The organism is Micromonospora sp. C81 (assembly GCF_018070425.1).
GTDB classification, from domain to species: Bacteria; Actinomycetota; Actinomycetes; order Mycobacteriales; family Micromonosporaceae; genus Micromonospora; species Micromonospora zamorensis.
Genome location: NZ_JAGPXS010000003.1, coordinates 517,069 through 534,007, shown reverse-complemented (window position 1 = coordinate 534,007; position 16,939 = coordinate 517,069). Strand labels below are relative to the sequence as shown.

Sequence of the window (16,939 nt, the reverse complement as noted above, 5' to 3'; positions counted from 1 at the left end):
GGCGGTTGGTTAGGGGGTTTGGGGCCAGGTGGGGGTGCGGCCGGTCTGGGTCAGGAGGTGGGCCAGGTCGGGCGTCGGGGCCAGGTCGGGGGTGGGGGTTGGGGTGGGCAGTGGATCGGCGAAGACGCCCATCTTGCGGGCGGTGGGGCCCAACTGCTCGACCAACCCGTGCAGCTCGGCGACTGCCTCCGGGGCCGGCTGGTAGGGCTGGCCGGTGGCGACGGCGAGGTCCCAGCCGTGCACGGTCAGGTCCAGCAGGGCCATGCCGCCGATGACGGTCTGCGGCATGCCCATGCCCGGTGACACACCCTCCAGGGTGGACGGGTCCGACCAGGCGGCGACCAGACGGCCCGTCTCCGCCTCGAACCGGTCCCGCCAGCCGTCGCCCAGGTGGTCGGGCTTCTCGGCCCACTCCACCGGCCGCTTCACTGCCAACTCCTGGAAGTTGACCACCACCTCGAAGAGGTGGTTGAGCAGATCACGGACCACGTAGTCGCGGCACGGGGTGGGCAGATCGAACTGGTCGTCGGCGATGCCACGCACCACGTCGACGGTTCGCGGCGCGGCAGCCGCCAGCAGGTCGCTAGTCTGAGTGGTCATAGGGCCAGCGTATGAGGGTGGTCTTGAACAAATGCGACAGCGACCGCGTGGCGACAGCCGGGGGATTCTCGACCCCGGGCGGATGCTGCGCGAGGTGCGCTTCCGTCGGCACCTGCCGGCGGAGCCGCTACGCCGGTGGGTCGAGCACTACTGGTTGATCGACTGGGAGTTGAGCACACCGTTCGAGCAGCGGGTAGTGCCGCACCCGGCGGTCAACGTGGTGTTCCGGCGGGACGGCGACGGGCCCGAGTCCGGCGAGGTGGCAGGGGTGGGCCGCGACCTGTTCCGGATCACGCTCACCGGCACCGGCCGGGTGGGCGGGGTGCAGTTCCGTCCCGGTGGCTTCCACGCGTTCTGGCGCCAGCCGATCAGCGAGCTGACCGGCCGCCGGGTGCCACTTCCCACGGGCCGGCTGGCACGCCCCGACTTCCCGGTGTGCGCGGCATCTGACGACGAGCGTTGCCGCGCCCTCGACGCCCTGCTCACCGCGTGGGACCCAACGCCGGACCCGATGGCCGACGAGGCCATCCGGCTGGCCGAGGCGATCCGCACCGACCGGACGGTGCTGCGGGTCGACGACTTCGCGGCACGGCACGACCTTCCGGTCCGCCGGTTGCAGCGACTCTTCCTGGAGCACGTGGGGGTCGGGCCGAAGTGGGTGATCCGCCGCTACCGGCTCCAGGAGGCTGTCGAGCAGGCCGCCGGTGGCCCACTGAAATGGGCGGCCCTCGCCGCCGACCTCGGTTACAGCGACCAGGCCCACCTGGTTCGCGACTTCACCGCCGTGGCCGGGGTGTCACCCGCCGCGTACGCCCGCTCGGTGCACTGAGGCCGCACCGGCTCAGCGGCGGCGCAGGACGACCACGGCGACGTCGTCCTGGATCTCCGGTGGGGCCAACTCCACCAGCAGCCGGGCGCAGAAGCGGTCCAGGTCGTCGTCGACGGTGGCACAGACCCCGGCGAGCGCTGCCAGCCCCTCGTCGATGGTCGCGTCCCGCCGCTCGATCAGCCCGTCGGTGTAGAACACCAGCGTGGCCCCGGCCGGCACCACGAACTCCAGGTCGTCCGGGCGAGGTGCGCGGACGCCGAGCAGCGGCGCGGAGTGCTGCACGAACTCGACCTTGCCGTCCATGCTGAGCACTGGCGGAAGATGCCCGGCGCTGGCCAGCCGGACCCGCCCGGTCGGTGGGTGCAGCAGCAGCACGCAGAGTGTGGCGATCTCGTTGGGCAGCAGGGTCCGCATCAGCTCGTTGACCCGGTGCAGGATCTCGCCGGGCTGGTGCCCCTCGACCGCGTACGCCCGCACCGCGTGCCGCAGCTCGGCCATCACGGTCGCCGCGTGCAAAGAGTGGCCGGCCACGTCTCCGATCGCCAGCAGCAGGTGCCCGTCGAGCATCACCAGTTCGTAGAAGTCGCCGCCCACCTCGGTCTGTGCGCTGGCCGGCTCGTAGCGCACCGCGAGGTCCAGTCCGGCGACGGTGGGCAGGCCGCGCGGGAGCAGGCTGCGTTGGAGGGTGACCGCGATCCGGTGCTCCTCGTCGAACGAGCGCTGCCCCTCCACGGCCGCCGCCACCGCCTGAGCGAGCTGCTTGAGCACCGGGGTCCGAGCGGTCTGGGTGGCGGTCGGGACCACCACGTACAGCGGGGCCCGGTCCTCGCGCAGCCGGGCGGCGGCGACTGTCACCGTGTCGTCCGTCGGCCACTCGACCAGCGCCCAGCTCTCCGGGGTCTGCACCCGGACCGTGGCGCCGGTCGGCACCCCGGTGTCGTCGACAACCCACGGAACCACAGTGGCCACCGAGCCGGGGCCGGTGCAGATCCCCGCGATGCAGTCACCGTCGAAGGTCTCGGCGATCACCGCCGCCGGGCTCTTGAAGATCTGCGCGGCGCCCTCGGCGGCGGCCTCCAGCAGACGCGCGAAGGTTGGTGCGGCGTGCACCGCCACTGTCGTGTCGGCCAGCCCGAGCAGCCGCTCGGCGAGCAGCTCGGCGCGCTGCCGGGCCTGGTAGTAGCGCAGGACCGCCCGCGTGGTGGCGATCAGCTCTTCCGGCTCGATCGGCTCGGTCAGGTACGCGTCGGCACCCCGGGTCAGCCCCTGGGCACGGTCGGCCACGTCCACGGCGTGCGCCGACACGTGGATCACCGGCATCGCCGGACGCCGGATCTTGATCTGTTCGCAGACTTCGAACCCGCTCAGGTCCGGCAATCGGACGTCGAGGACGACCAGGTCGATGCGGTCCACCTCGACCCGAGCCAGCGCCTCGGCGCCGTTCTCGGCCTCCAGCACTGTGAACCCGGCCCGGGTCAGCCAGCTGACCAGCAGGTAACGCTTGGTACGACTGTCGTCGACGACCAGGATGGTTGCCGGCATGCCGTCCATGCTGTCACGCCCCGCCGGTGGGCAGGGAGACGGTGAATGTGCTGCCCCGGCCCGGCTCGCTGGTCAGCTCCAGCGTCCCGCCGAGGAGCGTCACCAACCGCCGGGCGTACGGCAGGCCGAGGCCGGTGCCGCCGACCCGGGTGGCGCCCGGCACCTGGTAGAACTCCTCGAAGATCCGGTCGTGCAGTTCGGGGGCGATGCCCGGCCCGGTGTCGGTGACCTCGAAGGTCCAACGCTCGCCGTGCTGGCGGGCCCGCAGCCGCACCTCACCGCGCTCGGTGAACTTCAACCCGTTGTGCAGCAGGTTGCGCAGCACCTGGCCGAGCAGCACCTCGTCGGTGCGCAGCAGGCTGGGCGCGGACGGCTCCTCAACCACCAGCTCGACCTCCGGACGGGTGGCGAGCGCACGCATCGTGCCGCGCAGTTGACCGAAGACCGACCGCAGGTCGACGTCCGTCAGGGCCGGCTCGATCCGGCCGGACTCCGCCTTGGCCAGGTCCAGCAACTCGTTGACCAGATTGAGCAGATCCGCCGCCGACGAGCGGATCAGATCGACCTGGCGGCCCTGCTCGTCGGTGAGCGGATCGGAGGCGGAGTCGGTGAGCAGCCGCCCCAACCCGATGATCGCGGTGACCGGTGCGCGCAGCTCGTGGCTCACGTTGGCGAGGAACCGGCTCTTCGACTCGCTCGCCGCACGGAGCTGGGCCGACTTCTCGTCCAGCTCGGCGTAGAGGGCGACGACACCGCGGTTGGTCTCCTCCAACTCCTCGGTGAGCTGGTTGTAGAGCGCCAGCACACCCCGGTTGGTCTCGGCCAGCTCCTCGTTGAGGACGGCCAGCTCGTCGCGCTGGCTGCGCACCTCGTCGAGGGCGGCGATGAGCTGCCCGTTCTGCACTGTCAACTCGTCCAGCGCACTGCCCGGCGCGGTACGACCGAGTTCGGCGCGGAACTCGGCGAGCCGCTCCGGGGTTGGCGTCGGCGCGCTGGCCGGAACTCGTCGGGACATCCTCACGACCGTAACCCCACCGACGGTCGACACGCTCAACGTGTCGACCAGTCGGGACACCGCGCCGGACTGCGGCTGGTAGCGGCCGTCCGGCAGCGGAGCCACCGGGGCCAGGTCGGCGCGCAGGTGGAACCGGCCGTCGACGCCCGCGTCGATGTGGAAGGAGATGTCCGCGCCGCCGGTCGTCCGCAACAGGTCCCGGGCGACCTCGCTGAGCGCGGTGGCGATCCGAACCTGGTCCTGGTGTTCCAGACCGACCACCGCCGCCACCTCGCGGCCCCGCTGGCGGATCACGAAGATGTCCTGCTCGACCCGCAGCGCCATCTGCAACAGCGGCAGCGCGGCCGGCTCGCCGGTCATGTCCAGGACCTCGCGACCAGTACGCAGGCGTCGTCACGTCGCACACCCGCGTCGCGCAGGAGGGTCGCCGCCATGACCAGCGGGGATCGCTCCGCCAGGCCCGGGTAGTCGGCCAACCGCCAACGGTCGACCACCCCGTCGCTGTGCATCACCAGCCGGGCACCCGGAGCGAGTGGGTAGTCGTACTCCCGGATCGTCGGCCGCTGGTGACCGGCGATGCCGGGCAGCGACACCAGCCCTCGCCGGTGACCGTCGCCCTCGACTACGACGCCGGAAATGTTGCCCAGGCCGGCGTAGCGCAGCACACCGGCCGTCGGCGCCAGCTCGGCGACCGCGAGCGCCGCGCCACGGGTGTGCGACATGCTTCGGTGCAGGTGACCGACCACCACCGCCGGTGGGCCGGCCGGGGCGTCCCGGAACGCGGCCAGTGCCGCGTCGGTGGCGGCAGCGGCCAGCGGGCCGTGCCCGAGCCCGTCGCTGACCAGCACCTGGTGCCGTCCGTCGGCGATCCGGACGGCGTAACCGTCGCCGCTTACCGTCTCGCCGGTCAGTGGCCGGGTGAGGGCGCCGGCCCAGGACGGCTGGGCCGGCTCCGCCGGCCAGACCTGCACGGCGAGGACGGTGCCCTTGCCGGGCAGCGAATATCCGTCGAACCAGCTGGCCTGCCGCACGATGGCACCCAGACCGATGCCGAGGGTGCCGGTGGTGGAGTGCCCGTCCTGGGACGAGACGGTCAGGTCGGCCATGCCGGGCCCGGAGTCGATGGCGATCAGTTCCACACCGGCCTGCCCGGCGCGGCGCACCGGCCGGAGCAGCAGCACACCCTCGTCGGCGTGCTTGACCAGGTTGCTGGTCAGCTCGGCGGCGACGATGGCCAGGTCGGCGATGCGCGCCGCACCCATTTCGACCTGCGCACCGAGGCGCTCGGCGGCGCGCCGGACGGCGCTCGCCGCACTGCTGGCCTCCACCCGGAACCAGATGCCACTGTCGGTAACCGCCTCGGCGTTCACCGGGACCACTTGGTGACCGTGATCCGCGTGCCGGTTTCCGGAGAGGTCTCGATCTCGAACTCGTCGACCAGCCGGCGGGACCCGCTCAGCCCGAGGCCGAGCCCTCCGCCGCTGGTGTAGCCGTCGGTCATGGCCAGATTCAGGTCGGCGATGCCGGGCCCGGAGTCGGCGAAGACGATCCGGACGCCCTTGCGTCGGCCGTTGTCCACGGTCGTCACCTCGACCGAGCCGCCACCGCCGTACACAAGGGTGTTGCGGGCCAACTCGCTCGCCGCGGTGACCACCTTGGTCTGGTCGACGAGGGACAGCTTGACGGCCACCGCAACGGCGCGAACCAACTGCCGGACGCGCACCACGTCCTCATCGCTCTGGATCGCCTGCGCCTGCGGGTGGCCCAGGTCGATGTCCGCGGTCACGTCGTAGCCGTCTCGGCGTCCGGATCGTCGTCGAGCTGGTCATCGAGCTCGTCGGCGTGGGCGGCCGCGATCAGTTCCATGCCGCGCTCGACGTTCAGCGCGGTACGGATGCCGTTCAGCGACAGCCCCAGTTCGACAAGGGTGATGGCGACGGCTGGGCGCATCCCGACCACCACCGTCTCCGCGTCGAGCACCTTGGAGATCGAGGCGATGGTGGAGAGCATGCGCCCGACGAAGGAGTCGACGATGTCCAGCGCGGTGATGTCGATGATGACGCCGTGGCAGCCGGTGTCCACGATCCGCTCGGCGAGATCCTCCTGGAGCTGGACGGCCGTCTGGTCGGACATGTCCAGTTGGATCGAGACGAGCAGGATGTCGCCGATCTTGAGGATCGGAACGCGCTCCATCAGACGCCCCGACGCGGCTGGCGACGGGCGGTTTCCACCCCGCTGAGCCGCAGCACGTGACGCAGCGCGTCGGCGAGGCTCGCCTTGGTGGCGATGTCGCCGAACTCGATGCCGAGCGCGACGATGGTCTGCGCGATCTGCGGGCGGATGCCGGAGATGATGCAGTCGGCACCCATCAGCCGGGCGGCCACCACGGTCTTCAGGATGTGCTGGGCGACCTGGGTGTCCACCGCCGGGACGCCGGTGATGTCGATGATCGCGTACGGGGAGCCGGTGTCGACCAGGGTCTGGAGCAGCCGCTCCATCACCACCTGGGCCCGGGCCGAGTCCAGGGTGCCGACCAGCGGGACGGCGACCACGCCTTCCCAGAGCTTGACCACCGGCGTGGAGAGCTCGAGCAACTGCTCGGCCTGGTCGGCGATCAGGCTCTCCCGGGTGCGGACGAAGCTCTCGAAGGTGAACAGGCCCATCTCGTCGACCAGCTTGGAGAAGGCGACGAAGTCGTGCAGCGCGGTAGGGCCGCCGGCCTCCTGCACCAACTCGGCCAGCACGTCCTTGAGCGCGAAGATGCTGATCGTGGTCTCGGTGGCCGAGAAGCCCTGCCGGGCCCGACCACGGGACAACTCGGAGAGCGCGGCCCGCAACTCGGCCGCGTTCTCGCCCGTCAGGTCGATGTCACCCTGCTCGCCGGTGGCGACGATGGCGTTGTGCAGATCCTGGACCTGACGGCGCAACTCGGCCTGACTCAGCCGGCCGCGCAACGAACTGGTGACGATCTCGGTCCACCGAGTCGTGACCCGTTCTGCCTGCCCGCTGAGCAGCGCGGCGAGACGGCGACTTTCTTCGGTGCTCAACGCCATTTGGAACCCCCTTGACCTGGACCGGGCGGACTCTATCACCGGGGCCTGATCAACTACTTGCCCCGTAGCAACGGAATGACGACGGCCACCGGATCCTGCCTCCCGTTCTGCGTACGACCCCGGTCGTGGGATACCGTTCCCCCGATAACAGGAGGTCTGGCGAATGTCCTTGACGGTGCACACGGAACAGCGCGGCGACGTGGTCGTCGTGTCGGTGGCGGGCGAGCTGGACATGGCCACCGCACCGCAGCTTCAGGACCAGATCACCGACCTGCTCGACAAGGGCCGTAGCCGGCTGGTGTTCGACCTGGCGGACGTCTCGTTCTGCGACTCGACCGGGTTGTCGGTCTTCGTCCGCGCCAAGAACAGCTGCGACGAGGCTGGCGGCGTGGTCCGGCTGGCCGCACCACAGCGCGGGGTGCTGCGCATCCTCGAGGTGAGCGGGCTGGTCGAGGTGCTGCACACCTACCCCACGGTGGATGAGGCAGTCGCCGGCGAACCGACGCCGGCTTCCTCCTGACCGTTGCGGTCTCACTCGTCCTCGACGTAGCGGGGACGAGCGATCGCCAGGCCCGCCATGGTCTGCACGGCGAGTGCGCCCAGCAGGAACCCGATCGGCGCGGTCCAGCCCCCGGTCACCTCGTAGAGGATGCCGACCATCAGCGGGCCGAGAGCGGCGATCACGTACCCGGTGCTCTGCGCGAACGCGGAGAGCGCGACGGTGCCCTCGGCGGTGCGGGCACGTAGACCGATGGCGGTCAGGATCATCGGGAACGCGCCCTGCCCGATCGCCAGCAGGGCGACCCAGAGCAGCGCGGCGCGGTTCGGCGCGAGGGCCAGACCCAGGTAGGCCAGCGTCGACGCGGTGGTCAGCCCGAGCACCAGCGGGCGGAGGCTCCCCAGTCGGCCGGCCAGGGTGGGCATCACCAGCGCGATCGGCACGCCGAGCGCGGTCACCCCGGCGAGCAGCAGCCCGGCCGACTCCGGCTGGTAGCCGGCGTCGCGGAACAACTGGGCCAGCCAGCCCATGATCGCGTACCCACTGAGCGACTGCGCCCCGAAGTAGACGGCCATCGCCCAGCCGAGCCGGGTGCGCGCCGGCCGAACCCGCACCGGCGCTGCGGCGACCGCCGTCGGGGTCGCCCGCCGCGCGCCCGCCCGGGTCCGCAGCGCCAGCGGCACCCACGGGAGTACGGCCACCGCGGCCATCGCGGCCCAGACGCCGAGCCCGGCCCGCCACGACCCGAAGGCGTGCGCGATCGGCACCGCGGAGGCGGCGGCCACCGTCGTGCCCACTGTCAACGCCATCGTGTACGCGCCGGTGACCAGGCCGGTGCGGTGCGGGAAGTGCTGCTTGACGAGCATCGGCAGCAGGATGTTGGCGACCGCGATGCCGGACAGCGCGAGCGCGCTGGTGAGCACGAACACCAAGGTCGAGTCGGTGATGACCCGGAGCACCTGCCCGACGGCGAGGGCGAGCATGGCGACCACCAGCACCCGGGCCGGCGCCACCCGGCGGACCAGCCACGGGGTGAGCGCGCCGAGGCCGGCGAACGCGATGGTCGGCAGGGTGGTGACCAGACCGGCGGTGGCGCCGGAGAGACCCAGCCCGTCGCGGACCTCGTCGAGCAGCGCGCCGAGGCTCGTCACCACGGCCCGCAGGTTGAGCGCGACCAGCAGCATCCCGACCAGCACGAGCGCGCCACCGGTCGCCGGGTGCGTCCGTCGACCCGTGTCCGGGTCCCGCGTCGGGCGGGCGGTGACGGGAGCGGGCGGCGCCGGAGCGGCGGTTGGTGGCGGGGTCATGGCCTCTAACCTACAATCATGGGATGAATTTGGGACCGGTGATGTAACCAGTGCCACCGTCGGTTGATTTCCCCTCCGCCCCGCCGGTGCCGCCCCACGGCCAGCCCGCCGTGCCGCCTCGCGGCCACCGCGTCCGGCAGACGACCGAGCAGCTCCGCGCCCGGATCCTGGGCGGTGAGTGGCCGGTCGGCGGGCGCATCCCCACCGAGCCACAGCTCGTCGCCGCGCTGGGCGTGGGGCGCAACACGGTCCGCGAGGCGGTCCGAGCCCTGGTGCACGCCGGCGTGCTGGAGTGCCGGCAGGGCTCCGGCACGTACGTGGTGTCCACCGACGAGCTGGCACCCGTGGTGGCCCGCCGCCTCGGCGACGACCGGATGACCGAGGTCATCGAGGTGCGCCGGGCCTTCGAGGTGGAGGCCGCCCGGCTCGCCGCGCTGAGGCGTACACCGGAGGACCTGGCGGCGCTCGACGGCGCGCTCGCCGAGCGCGAGGCCGCCTGGCACGGCGGCCGGGTCGACGCGTTCGTCGAGGCCGATGCGGCGCTGCACACAGCGGTGGTCGCCGCCGCGCACAACGCCATGCTCGCCGAGCTGTACGCCTCGGTCGGCACCGCCCTGCGCAGCACGGTCGCCGAGGCGATGGGAGGCGCGCTCACCCCCGAGCGCTACGTCGACCACACCCGACTGGTCGAGGCGATCCGGGCCGGCGATCCCGGCCGGGCCGCGCTCGAAGCCGGCGCTTTTCTGGAACCCGCCGAACGGGCATAGGTTGTGCCGGACAGAAAAGCGGACACTTCAGGAGTACGAATGCTCAAGGGCTTCAAAGACTTCATCATGCGCGGCAACGTCGTCGACCTGGCGGTCGGCATCGTGATCGGTGCCGCGTTCACCGGCGTGGTCACCCAGCTCACCAAGTCGTTCCTCGAACCACTGATCAAGGCACTCGGCGGGGGCACTGGCCTGTCGGCCGGGAGGTGGGAGATCACCAAGGGCAACTACATGGACTGGGCGGGGTTCATCAACGCCCTGATCACGTTCCTGCTCACCGCCGCGGTGCTCTACTTCTTCGTGGTGTTCCCCATGAACAAGCTTGCCGAGCGTCGGCAGCGGGGCGAGGAGCCGCCGCCGGCGGCGCCGAGCGAGGAGGTCAAGCTGCTCACCGAGATCCGGGACGCGCTGGTCTCCGCCGGTCACACCACCCCCGGCCAGCAGCGCGGGGCACTGGACGACGTGCTGGGCCGCCGGACCGAACCCCCGGCACCGCGCTGACCTGAACGAGATGCACATCGGCCCCTGCGGGATTCCCGCAGGGGCCGCATCTTCTCGTACGTGTGTTCGATAGAGTCCCGCCATGGAGCAGCGAAAGCACTGGTGGAACGGGAAGTGGGGGCGGCTGGCCCGGCGGGACGTCTTCCTGCGGGTGGACGCCGACCGGTGGCACGTCGAGCAGCGGGCCGGCGGCGCGGAGGGCATCTCCCGGTTCTACGAGTACGGCAGTGCGGACGAGGCCGAGGACACCGTCCGGGCGCTTCTCGACGGCCCGGACACCTGGCGGGAGCTGTCTCCACGCCCGCCGGGCGGTTGGACCCTCCCGAACAGCTGAGCAACCCGCCGCGGTCCGTCGTCCCCACCGCCGCCGCAGGACCTGGCGGCGGTGCCGCTTTCGACGGTGATGACTCACAGGCATATTTATGCCGCATAGTCATCACGCTCTCCAGGGTGGGCCGCGCGCCGGCACCCGCAGGTCGGTGACGATCATGCCCATCACCCTCATGCGCCGCCCGCGACTGCCACTCGTGGGCTGCCTCAGCCGCCCGCGACCTCCGCTGCCCGGGCGGCGGGTCGGGCGGTGACGGCGTTTAGCGGCGTATCGCCCTGGGAACCGCGGTGGGATGGACCAGCAGGACGAGCAGCAGGCGACCATCTCGCGGATCACCACCGGGATGCCGGTGATCGACTCAGCCGGCACCGAGGTCGGGACGGTGGACCTCGTCCAGCGGGGCGACCCCAACGCGGTGACCGTCCAGACATCGACCGCCGACCCGGGCAGCAGCCTGGACGAGCTGATCGAGGCGACCGCCGTCGAGGAGCCGGACGTCCCGGCCGACCTGGCGGCGCGGCTGCTGCACAGCGGCTACCTGAAGGTCTCGACCGAGTTGACCCGCACGGGCGCGGTGTACGTGCCGGCCGACCGGATCGGGTCGGTGGCCGACGGCCGGGTCCTCCTCGCCGTGGGTGTGGCCGACCTGCCGCCAGAGGAGTAGCCGCACCACCCTGATCGACTCGGGTTCAAGGAAATCGGGGCGTCCGGAGCCTTAGGACACCCCGATTTCATGAACCCCGAGTGGATCTCTCCGGCGCGGCGAGCGCGGGCTGGTCCGGCGCCGCGAGGGCGGGCTGGTCCGGCGCAGCGGAGGCGGGTTGCTCCGGCCCGGCGGCGGGCGGGCGGCGGCGGAAGAGCAGCAGCATCAGGCAGCCCGCGACCAAACCCCAGAACGCGCCGCCCACACCGATCAGCGTCACCCCGGAGGCGGTCACCACGAAGGTGACCACTGCGGCCTCCCTGGTCTCCGGGTCGGTCACCGCCGAGGCGAGCGCGGTCGCGAGGGCGCCCAGCAGGGCCAGCCCGGCGACCGCCTCGATGAGGATGGGTGGGGCGACCGCGACCAGTGCGGTGGCCACGCCGGCACCCAACCCGAGCAGGGCCAACCCGACGCCGGCGGTGACCGAGGCGACCCACCGGCGCTCCGGGTCGGGGTGCGCGTCGGGGCCGGCGGCGAGCGCGGCGGTGATCGCCGCGAGGTTCACGGCGTGCCCACCGGCCGGGGCGGCGAGCAGGCTGGCCAGGCCGGTGGCCCGCAGCGCGGCGCCGAACGGCGGCCGGTAGCCGTAGCCGACCAGCACGGCCATGCCGGGTACGTTCTGCGCGGCCATGGTGACCAGGAACAGCGGGAGGGCCAGCCCGACCAGCGCGGACACGTTCCAGGCCGGCGCGGTCAGCGTGACCGACGGGACCAGCGCGGCACCGGTCAGACCGGCCGGCGGGGTGGTCAGCGCGATCGCCGCCACCGCCACGACCAGCGCGCCGGGCACCGCCCAGCGGCGGGCGAACCGGTGCAGGAGCAGCCAGCCGACCACCACCGGCCCGGCCACCAGGGGCAGCTCGACCAGCGCGCGGACCGGGGCTGTGCACAGCGGCAACAGCACCCCGGCGAGCATCGCGCCGGCCACCGGCTTGGGGATGGCGGCCACCGCGCGGCCGAGTGGTGGGAACAGTCCGGCCGCGACGATCAGCGCACCGGAGACGAGGAAGGCGCCCACCGCGACCGGCCATCCGCCCGGGGGCGGCCCGGTCGCGACCAGCAACGCGGCACCCGGCGTGGACCAGGCGACGCTCATCGGTATCCGGTGTCGCCAGCCCAGCCAGGCGGCGGCGAGCCCGCACGCCACGCAGAGGGCCAGCAGCCCGGAGGCGGCCTGCGCGTCCGACGCGCCGGCCGCACGGAGCCCGGCCAGCACGACGGTGAACGAGCTGGCGAAGCCGACCAGCGCGGTGACCACGCCGGCCAGCACCGGTTGCACACGTCCGGCCATCCCCACCCTCCCCCGGCCGTTCCATTTACGGAACGACAGCGTGTAGGACGATAGCCGGGTGCCGCACCCACCACCAGCCCGCCGCCCGAACCTCGATGTCGACCCCGCCGTCGTCGGTCGCCGGGTCCGCGCGTTGCGCGAGGAGCGGGGGATCTCGCTGTCCGCACTCGCCCGACTCGCCGGCGTCGGGAAGGCCACCCTCTCCGGCCTGGAGCACGGCACCCGCAACCCGACCCTGGAGACGCTCTGGGCGGTCACCGTGCAACTCGGCGTACCGCTGACCGGTGTGCTGGCCGAGCCGTCCGACGAGCCCACGGTGCACGGCACCGCGGTCAGCGCCACGCTGCTGGAGGTCTTCACCGACACCGACGCGACCTACGAGCTGTACCGGATGCGGGTCGCACCCGGGCCCGGGCAGCTCTCCCCCGCCCACCAGGCAGGCGTCACCGAACACGTCACCGTCTTCGCCGGGGTGCTGCGCGCAGGCCCGGCCGACGCGCCGCTGACCGCCTCGGCCGGTGGTCACCTCCGCTGGGTGTCGGACGTGCCGCACACGTACGCGGCGGTGGGTGACGAGGAGGTCGCCGCCAGCCTGCTGCTGCGCTATCCGCGCCGCTGACCGCCTCAGTCCACCGGGGCGGGCACCGGCGGCCGGCGGCGTACCGCCCAGAGCGCCACCTCGGTCCGCGACGCCGAGCCGGTCTTGCGCAGCAGGTTCGACACGTGCACGGTGACCGTGCGCACCGAGATGCCGAGCGCCTTCGCGACCTGCTTGTTCGACATCCCGTCGACCAGGCAGCCCAGCACCTCGACCTCCCGGGCGGTCAACTCCGGGTCGATCGCCGCCACCGGGTCGACCGTCGCCATCGGTTCGACCGGTGGGCGCGGCTCGGGCAGTCGCCTGAGCAATGCCTCAGGCCCGTCTCCGGCGTGCGCGGCCAGCAACTCGGTCAGCGCGTACGGGTTGCCGCCGGTGCACCGCCACAGCGAGGCGACCAGCCGGTCGGACGGGTCGCAGCCCTCGTACACCTGGGTGAGGACCTCGGCGACCTCGGCCTGGCGCAGCGGGCCGAGGTGCTGACGGACGGCTCCCCGGACCCCACTGAGCCGGGCGAGCGCACGACGGGTCAGCTCCGGCGCCACCGCGTCGGCGGCCGGCCGGCTGGCCACCACCAGCAGGGCGGGCAGCTCTGCCACGGTGGCCAGTTCGCCGATCAGGTTGACGCTGGCCGGGTCGAGCGCGTGCAGGTCCTCCACCACGAGAACGGCCGGGCCGGCGCCGACCAACAACTGGACGGTACGCACGGCGAGTCGCAGCAGGGTGCCGGGCGCGTACCGCTCCCGGGGTGCGGTGGGCTGCTGGGCCAGCCACGCCAGCGCGTCCGACGGCAGGGCGAGTCGACCGGTGTCGCGCCCGGTGAGCACGGCGGCCAACCAGTCGTACGGGGCCGGGCCGTGCACCCGGGCGGCCCCGGAGAGGATCATCGCGGGACGAGGCGTGAGGGCGTCCACAGCGGCGGCGACCAGCAGACTCTTGCCCACTCCCGCCACGCCGGTGATCACCGCGACGGTCGGCGCCGAGCGGCCGGCCGCCGACACGACGGACCACGCGCGGTCGAGCTCGGCGAGCTCGCCGGCGCGTCCGACCATGGACACCGGCATCATTTCTCAACCCTACGCAGTAGTGCGTAGAGACGAAGGCAGGGTCTTCTTGGCAAGCTTGACCCCATGACGCTGATCCTCCGCTCGGTCATCCTCAACGACATCGGCTTGGTGCGCACCAACAACGAGGACTCCGCCCTCGCCGGTGACCGCCTGATCGCCGTCGCCGACGGCATGGGCGGGCTGCCCGCGGGCGAGGTGGCGAGCGAGATCGTGATCCGGATCCTGGACGAGCTGGCCCCGCCCACCGAGCCCGACGCCGCCGCCGACGCCCTGCGTGCCGTGGTCAGCACCGCCAACCAGCGCATCCACGCCGCCATCACCGTCGACCCGACCCGTGACGGGATGGGCACGACGCTCACCGCGGCGCTGCTGGCCGGGGAGACGCTGGTGCTGGCCCAGGTCGGCGACTCCCGCTGCTACCTGCTGCGCGACGCGGAGCTGACCCAGCTCACCCGGGACGACACCTTCGTGCAGGCGCTGGTCGACCAGGGCACGCTCTCCCCCGACCAGGCCCGCCACCACCCGCAGCGGTCCCTGGTGACCCGGGCCGTGCAGGGTGCCGACACCCCACCGGCGATCGGGGTGCTCACCGTGGTCCCCGGCGACCGACTGCTGCTGTGCAGCGACGGGCTCTCCGACTACGTCGAGGACGAGGCCATCGCGGCGGCGCTGGGCATGTACGCCGACCGCCAGCAGTGTGGTGAGCAGTTGGTGAAGCTCGCGCACCACGCCGGCGCACCGGACAACGTGACAGTCGTCGTCTCCGACGTCGTCGCCCGCTGACCTCGCCGGACCTGTTCGACGGTTTCGCGGAACCGGCCGGACCGGATCCGGTCGACCCAGTAGGTAGTTGTGCCATCTAGGTTGCGCCGCTACTGTCCGACGCGTGGATTCCGACCGGCGCGGGCAGTGGCTGCGGGGGGTGCTCGACATCTGCGTGCTGGCCCTGCTGTCCGACCGCGAGTCCTACGGCTACCAGCTCGCCCAGGCGCTCGACGCCGCGGGTGTCGGGCCCATCCAGGGCGGCACGCTCTATCCCGTGCTGCTGCGCCTGCAGAAGACCGGCCTGGTCACCGCGCAGTGGCGGGAGGGCAGCGCCGGGCCGGCCCGTAAGTACTACCGGCTCACCGATGACGGGTACGCGGCACTCCGCGCGGGCGGCAGCGCCTGGCTCACCTTCGTCCAGCCGGTGAACGACATCGTCACGAAGGGGGTCACCCGGTGAACGCCGACGATTGGCTGCGAACGCTCACGGCCGAGCTGCACCAGCGCCGGGTCGCGGCGGACGCCGCCCGGCACGTGGTCGCCGAGGCGGCCACCCACCTGCGCGAGGGTGGTGGCGACCCCTGGGTCGTCTTCGGTCCACCCCAGCAGTACGCGGGCGCCGTCGTGGAGAGCATCGGCACCGCGCCCGGACCGCGCCCCGGGCCGGTGCGGCTGCACGCGGCGGGCATCACCAAGCGGTACGGGCGGCGAACGGTGCTGCACGACGCCACGTTGACCGTCCGGGCCGGACAGATCGCCGCCGTCATCGGCGCGAACGGCTGTGGCAAGAGCACCTTCCTGCGGATCTGCGCCGGACTGATCTCACCCGACGCCGGTGAGGTGACCGTCTCCGGGCGGCTCGGCTACTGCCCACAGTCCGGCGGCACCGCCGACTTCCTGCTCCCCGACGAGCACTTCGTGCTGGTCGGCGCCGGTCAGGGCGTGGCCCGGGGTCCCGCCCGCCGGGCCGGTCGGTCGGCAGCACGCCAGCTCGGTTGGGAGGCGGGCGGGGACGTGCAGGCCCGCCACCTGTCCGGCGGCACCCGGCAGAAGCTCAACCTGACCATGTCCACGCTCAGCGCCCCGGACGTGCTGCTGCTCGACGAGCCGTACCAGGGCTTCGACCAGGGCACCTACGTCAACTTCTGGGACCAGCTCAGCCGACTGCGCGACGGCGGCGCGGCGATCGTCGTGGTGACCCACCTGCTCAACCAACTCGACCGGGTGGACATCGTGCTCGACCTGACACCTGCACAGGACGCCGGGTGGCACGCCCCCGGCGTCCAGGGAGGCCACCCGTGAACCGGCTCCTGACCGTCGCCGAGATGACACTGCGGGAGCTGCTGCGGCGTCGGGGCGTACTCCTGCTGTTGTTGTTGATGCCGTTGACCTTCTACCTGATCCGGCGGGACGCCTACCTCGGGCAGTCGGTCCGGTCGCTGCTCCTCGGCGTGGGTTGGGCGGTGAGCACCGCCGCGCTGTTCGCCACCACAGCGGCTCGGGAGTTGGAGCCGAGGCTGCGGCTGGCCGGTTACCGTCCACATCACCTCTACCTCGGTCGGGTGCTGGGCCTGTGGACGGTGGGGCTGGTCATCTCCGTACCGTTCTTCCTGCTCCCCATGATCGACGGCGCGGACCTGCGGTACGGCGGCCTGGCCGCCGCGCTGCTCTGCTCCGTCGCGGTGGCGGCGCCGTTCGGGATGCTGATCGGCGCGCTGCTGCCCCGCGAGATGGAGGGGACGCTGCTGCTGCTCACCGTGGTCACGGTGCAGATGTTGATCGACCCGGCCGGGTCCGGGGCGAAGTTGACGCCGTTCTGGTCGACCCGGGAGATCGCCACCTGGGCGGTGGACCACACCGACCAGGGCTACCTCTCGCGTGGCGTGCTGCACGGGCTCGCCGTGACCGTCCTGCTGGTCGTCGGTGTGGCCGCCGTGGTCAGCGTCCGCCTGCGCCGCCGCCGGCACCTGCGGCACCTGCCGGTCGGATGACCGGTGCGCCGGCCGGCGTCGAGCGCCGTGCCGGTGGCACGGATCCCGCCAATCGGGTTGCTGCGACCTGTACGGCAGGC

21 protein-coding genes are annotated in these 16,939 nt (G+C 72.3%); 11 read left to right on the top strand and 10 right to left on the bottom strand.

All coding sequences use genetic code 11. The features are described 5' to 3' along the window. Positions 1–9 precede the first annotated feature (9 nt). Positions 10–600, bottom strand: coding sequence for a TIGR03086 family metal-binding protein (locus tag KBX46_RS08770; RefSeq protein WP_088951061.1), 591 nt, complete (start codon positions 598–600; stop codon positions 10–12). A 31-nt stretch (positions 601–631) separates the two neighbouring features. Between KBX46_RS08770 and KBX46_RS08765 the strand changes: the two genes are divergently transcribed. Further along, positions 632–1,429 carry an AraC family transcriptional regulator gene (locus KBX46_RS08765; RefSeq protein WP_210792024.1) on the top strand — a complete coding sequence of 266 codons (798 nt, stop codon included), beginning with the start codon at positions 632–634 and terminating at the stop codon, positions 1,427–1,429. A 12-nt stretch (positions 1,430–1,441) separates the two neighbouring features. On the opposite strand, the gene KBX46_RS08760 is transcribed toward KBX46_RS08765, so the two are convergent. The 6 genes from KBX46_RS08760 to KBX46_RS08735 are packed head-to-tail and all read right to left on the bottom strand — an operon-like array spanning position 1,442 to position 7,039. After that, positions 1,442–2,980: a SpoIIE family protein phosphatase gene (locus KBX46_RS08760; protein WP_210792023.1), complete on the bottom strand. Its 1,539-nt coding sequence runs from the start codon at positions 2,978–2,980 to the stop codon at positions 1,442–1,444. A 4-nt stretch (positions 2,981–2,984) separates the two neighbouring features. Continuing rightward, entirely contained in the window at positions 2,985–4,346 is a 1,362-nt protein-coding gene (locus KBX46_RS08755) for a sensor histidine kinase (RefSeq protein WP_210792022.1), read from the bottom strand. Then, complete coding sequence (locus KBX46_RS08750; RefSeq protein ID WP_374223731.1) at positions 4,343–5,365, bottom strand: SpoIIE family protein phosphatase; 1,023 nt, start codon at positions 5,363–5,365, stop codon at positions 4,343–4,345. The genes KBX46_RS08755 and KBX46_RS08750 overlap by 4 nt, the downstream gene beginning before the upstream one ends. Continuing rightward, positions 5,353–5,772, bottom strand: coding sequence for an anti-sigma regulatory factor (locus tag KBX46_RS08745; protein WP_088951057.1), 420 nt, complete (start codon positions 5,770–5,772; stop codon positions 5,353–5,355). Before KBX46_RS08745 ends, KBX46_RS08750 begins: the two co-directional genes overlap by 13 nt. After that, positions 5,769–6,179 (bottom strand): STAS domain-containing protein, encoded by a 411-nt coding sequence (locus KBX46_RS08740; protein WP_088951056.1) that lies wholly within the window; start codon positions 6,177–6,179, stop codon positions 5,769–5,771. The genes KBX46_RS08745 and KBX46_RS08740 overlap by 4 nt, the downstream gene beginning before the upstream one ends. Then, entirely contained in the window at positions 6,179–7,039 is an 861-nt protein-coding gene (locus KBX46_RS08735) for an STAS domain-containing protein (protein WP_088951055.1), read from the bottom strand. The genes KBX46_RS08740 and KBX46_RS08735 overlap by 1 nt, the downstream gene beginning before the upstream one ends. Before the next feature lie 163 nt (positions 7,040–7,202). On the opposite strand from KBX46_RS08735, the gene KBX46_RS08730 reads away from it, so the two are divergent. Next, on the top strand, positions 7,203–7,559 hold the full coding sequence (locus tag KBX46_RS08730; RefSeq protein ID WP_088951054.1) for an STAS domain-containing protein: 357 nt from the start codon (positions 7,203–7,205) through the stop codon (positions 7,557–7,559). An 11-nt stretch (positions 7,560–7,570) separates the two neighbouring features. Here the strand turns inward: KBX46_RS08730 and KBX46_RS08725 are convergent, their stop codons facing one another. Beyond that, positions 7,571–8,845 (bottom strand): MFS transporter, encoded by a 1,275-nt coding sequence (locus KBX46_RS08725; protein WP_210792021.1) that lies wholly within the window; start codon positions 8,843–8,845, stop codon positions 7,571–7,573. Positions 8,846–8,931: 86 nt separating this feature from the next. On the opposite strand from KBX46_RS08725, the gene KBX46_RS08720 reads away from it, so the two are divergent. From KBX46_RS08720 to KBX46_RS08705, 4 genes are all read left to right on the top strand, one after another. Further along, on the top strand, positions 8,932–9,612 hold the full coding sequence (locus KBX46_RS08720) for a FadR/GntR family transcriptional regulator (RefSeq protein ID WP_210792050.1): 681 nt from the start codon (positions 8,932–8,934) through the stop codon (positions 9,610–9,612). A 39-nt stretch (positions 9,613–9,651) separates the two neighbouring features. Continuing rightward, the gene (mscL, locus tag KBX46_RS08715) at positions 9,652–10,113 is read left to right on the top strand and encodes a large conductance mechanosensitive channel protein MscL (protein WP_088951052.1); all 462 of its coding nucleotides are present in this window, start codon (positions 9,652–9,654) and stop codon (positions 10,111–10,113) included. 82 nt (positions 10,114–10,195) lie between these two features. Next, complete coding sequence (locus tag KBX46_RS08710) at positions 10,196–10,447, top strand: hypothetical protein (protein WP_030486188.1); 252 nt, start codon at positions 10,196–10,198, stop codon at positions 10,445–10,447. A 289-nt stretch (positions 10,448–10,736) separates the two neighbouring features. Then, entirely contained in the window at positions 10,737–11,108 is a 372-nt protein-coding gene (locus KBX46_RS08705) for a hypothetical protein (RefSeq protein WP_088951050.1), read from the top strand. Positions 11,109–11,175: 67 nt separating this feature from the next. Here the strand turns inward: KBX46_RS08705 and KBX46_RS08700 are convergent, their stop codons facing one another. Further along, positions 11,176–12,438 carry a benzoate/H(+) symporter BenE family transporter gene (locus KBX46_RS08700; protein ID WP_210792020.1) on the bottom strand — a complete coding sequence of 421 codons (1,263 nt, stop codon included), beginning with the start codon at positions 12,436–12,438 and terminating at the stop codon, positions 11,176–11,178. 58 nt (positions 12,439–12,496) lie between these two features. Here KBX46_RS08700 and KBX46_RS08695 point away from each other — a divergent pair, with 58 nt between their 5' ends. After that, entirely contained in the window at positions 12,497–13,057 is a 561-nt protein-coding gene (locus KBX46_RS08695) for an XRE family transcriptional regulator (protein WP_088951048.1), read from the top strand. A 5-nt stretch (positions 13,058–13,062) separates the two neighbouring features. Here KBX46_RS08695 and KBX46_RS08690 read toward each other — a convergent pair whose 3' ends face one another. Then, complete coding sequence (locus tag KBX46_RS08690; RefSeq protein ID WP_210792019.1) at positions 13,063–14,103, bottom strand: response regulator transcription factor; 1,041 nt, start codon at positions 14,101–14,103, stop codon at positions 13,063–13,065. A gap of 63 nt (positions 14,104–14,166) precedes the next feature. On the opposite strand from KBX46_RS08690, the gene KBX46_RS08685 reads away from it, so the two are divergent. The 4 genes from KBX46_RS08685 to KBX46_RS08670 all read left to right on the top strand — a co-directional run bounded on the left by KBX46_RS08685 (position 14,167) and on the right by KBX46_RS08670 (position 16,859). Next, positions 14,167–14,886 carry a PP2C family serine/threonine-protein phosphatase gene (locus tag KBX46_RS08685; RefSeq protein ID WP_099849794.1) on the top strand — a complete coding sequence of 240 codons (720 nt, stop codon included), beginning with the start codon at positions 14,167–14,169 and terminating at the stop codon, positions 14,884–14,886. Positions 14,887–14,989: 103 nt separating this feature from the next. Then, the gene (locus KBX46_RS08680) at positions 14,990–15,328 is read left to right on the top strand and encodes a PadR family transcriptional regulator (protein WP_179781709.1); all 339 of its coding nucleotides are present in this window, start codon (positions 14,990–14,992) and stop codon (positions 15,326–15,328) included. After that, a complete protein-coding gene (locus KBX46_RS08675; protein WP_210792018.1) occupies positions 15,325–16,170 on the top strand; it encodes an ATP-binding cassette domain-containing protein in 846 nt (281 codons plus the stop codon). Before KBX46_RS08680 ends, KBX46_RS08675 begins: the two co-directional genes overlap by 4 nt. Continuing rightward, a complete protein-coding gene (locus tag KBX46_RS08670; protein WP_179781707.1) occupies positions 16,167–16,859 on the top strand; it encodes a hypothetical protein in 693 nt (230 codons plus the stop codon). Before KBX46_RS08675 ends, KBX46_RS08670 begins: the two co-directional genes overlap by 4 nt. Positions 16,860–16,939: the final 80 nt, after the last annotated feature.

Excerpts from the sequence above, each read along its gene's own strand:
- KBX46_RS08770 (WP_088951061.1), bottom strand. The coding sequence starts at position 600 with ATGACCACTCAGACTAGCGACCTGCTGGCGGCTGCCGCGCCGCGAACC.
- KBX46_RS08765 (WP_210792024.1), top strand. The coding sequence starts at position 632 with ATGCGACAGCGACCGCGTGGCGACAGCCGGGGGATTCTCGACCCCGGG.
- KBX46_RS08760 (WP_210792023.1), bottom strand. The coding sequence starts at position 2,980 with ATGGACGGCATGCCGGCAACCATCCTGGTCGTCGACGACAGTCGTACC.
- KBX46_RS08755 (WP_210792022.1), bottom strand. The coding sequence starts at position 4,346 with ATGACCGGCGAGCCGGCCGCGCTGCCGCTGTTGCAGATGGCGCTGCGG.
- KBX46_RS08740 (WP_088951056.1), bottom strand. The coding sequence starts at position 6,179 with ATGGAGCGCGTTCCGATCCTCAAGATCGGCGACATCCTGCTCGTCTCG.
- KBX46_RS08735 (WP_088951055.1), bottom strand. The coding sequence starts at position 7,039 with ATGGCGTTGAGCACCGAAGAAAGTCGCCGTCTCGCCGCGCTGCTCAGC.
- KBX46_RS08730 (WP_088951054.1), top strand. The coding sequence starts at position 7,203 with ATGTCCTTGACGGTGCACACGGAACAGCGCGGCGACGTGGTCGTCGTG.
- KBX46_RS08725 (WP_210792021.1), bottom strand. The coding sequence starts at position 8,845 with ATGACCCCGCCACCAACCGCCGCTCCGGCGCCGCCCGCTCCCGTCACC.
- mscL (WP_088951052.1), top strand. The coding sequence starts at position 9,652 with ATGCTCAAGGGCTTCAAAGACTTCATCATGCGCGGCAACGTCGTCGAC.
- KBX46_RS08710 (WP_030486188.1), top strand. The coding sequence starts at position 10,196 with ATGGAGCAGCGAAAGCACTGGTGGAACGGGAAGTGGGGGCGGCTGGCC.
- KBX46_RS08705 (WP_088951050.1), top strand. The coding sequence starts at position 10,737 with ATGGACCAGCAGGACGAGCAGCAGGCGACCATCTCGCGGATCACCACC.
- KBX46_RS08700 (WP_210792020.1), bottom strand. The coding sequence starts at position 12,438 with ATGGCCGGACGTGTGCAACCGGTGCTGGCCGGCGTGGTCACCGCGCTG.
- KBX46_RS08690 (WP_210792019.1), bottom strand. The coding sequence starts at position 14,103 with ATGATGCCGGTGTCCATGGTCGGACGCGCCGGCGAGCTCGCCGAGCTC.
- KBX46_RS08685 (WP_099849794.1), top strand. The coding sequence starts at position 14,167 with ATGACGCTGATCCTCCGCTCGGTCATCCTCAACGACATCGGCTTGGTG.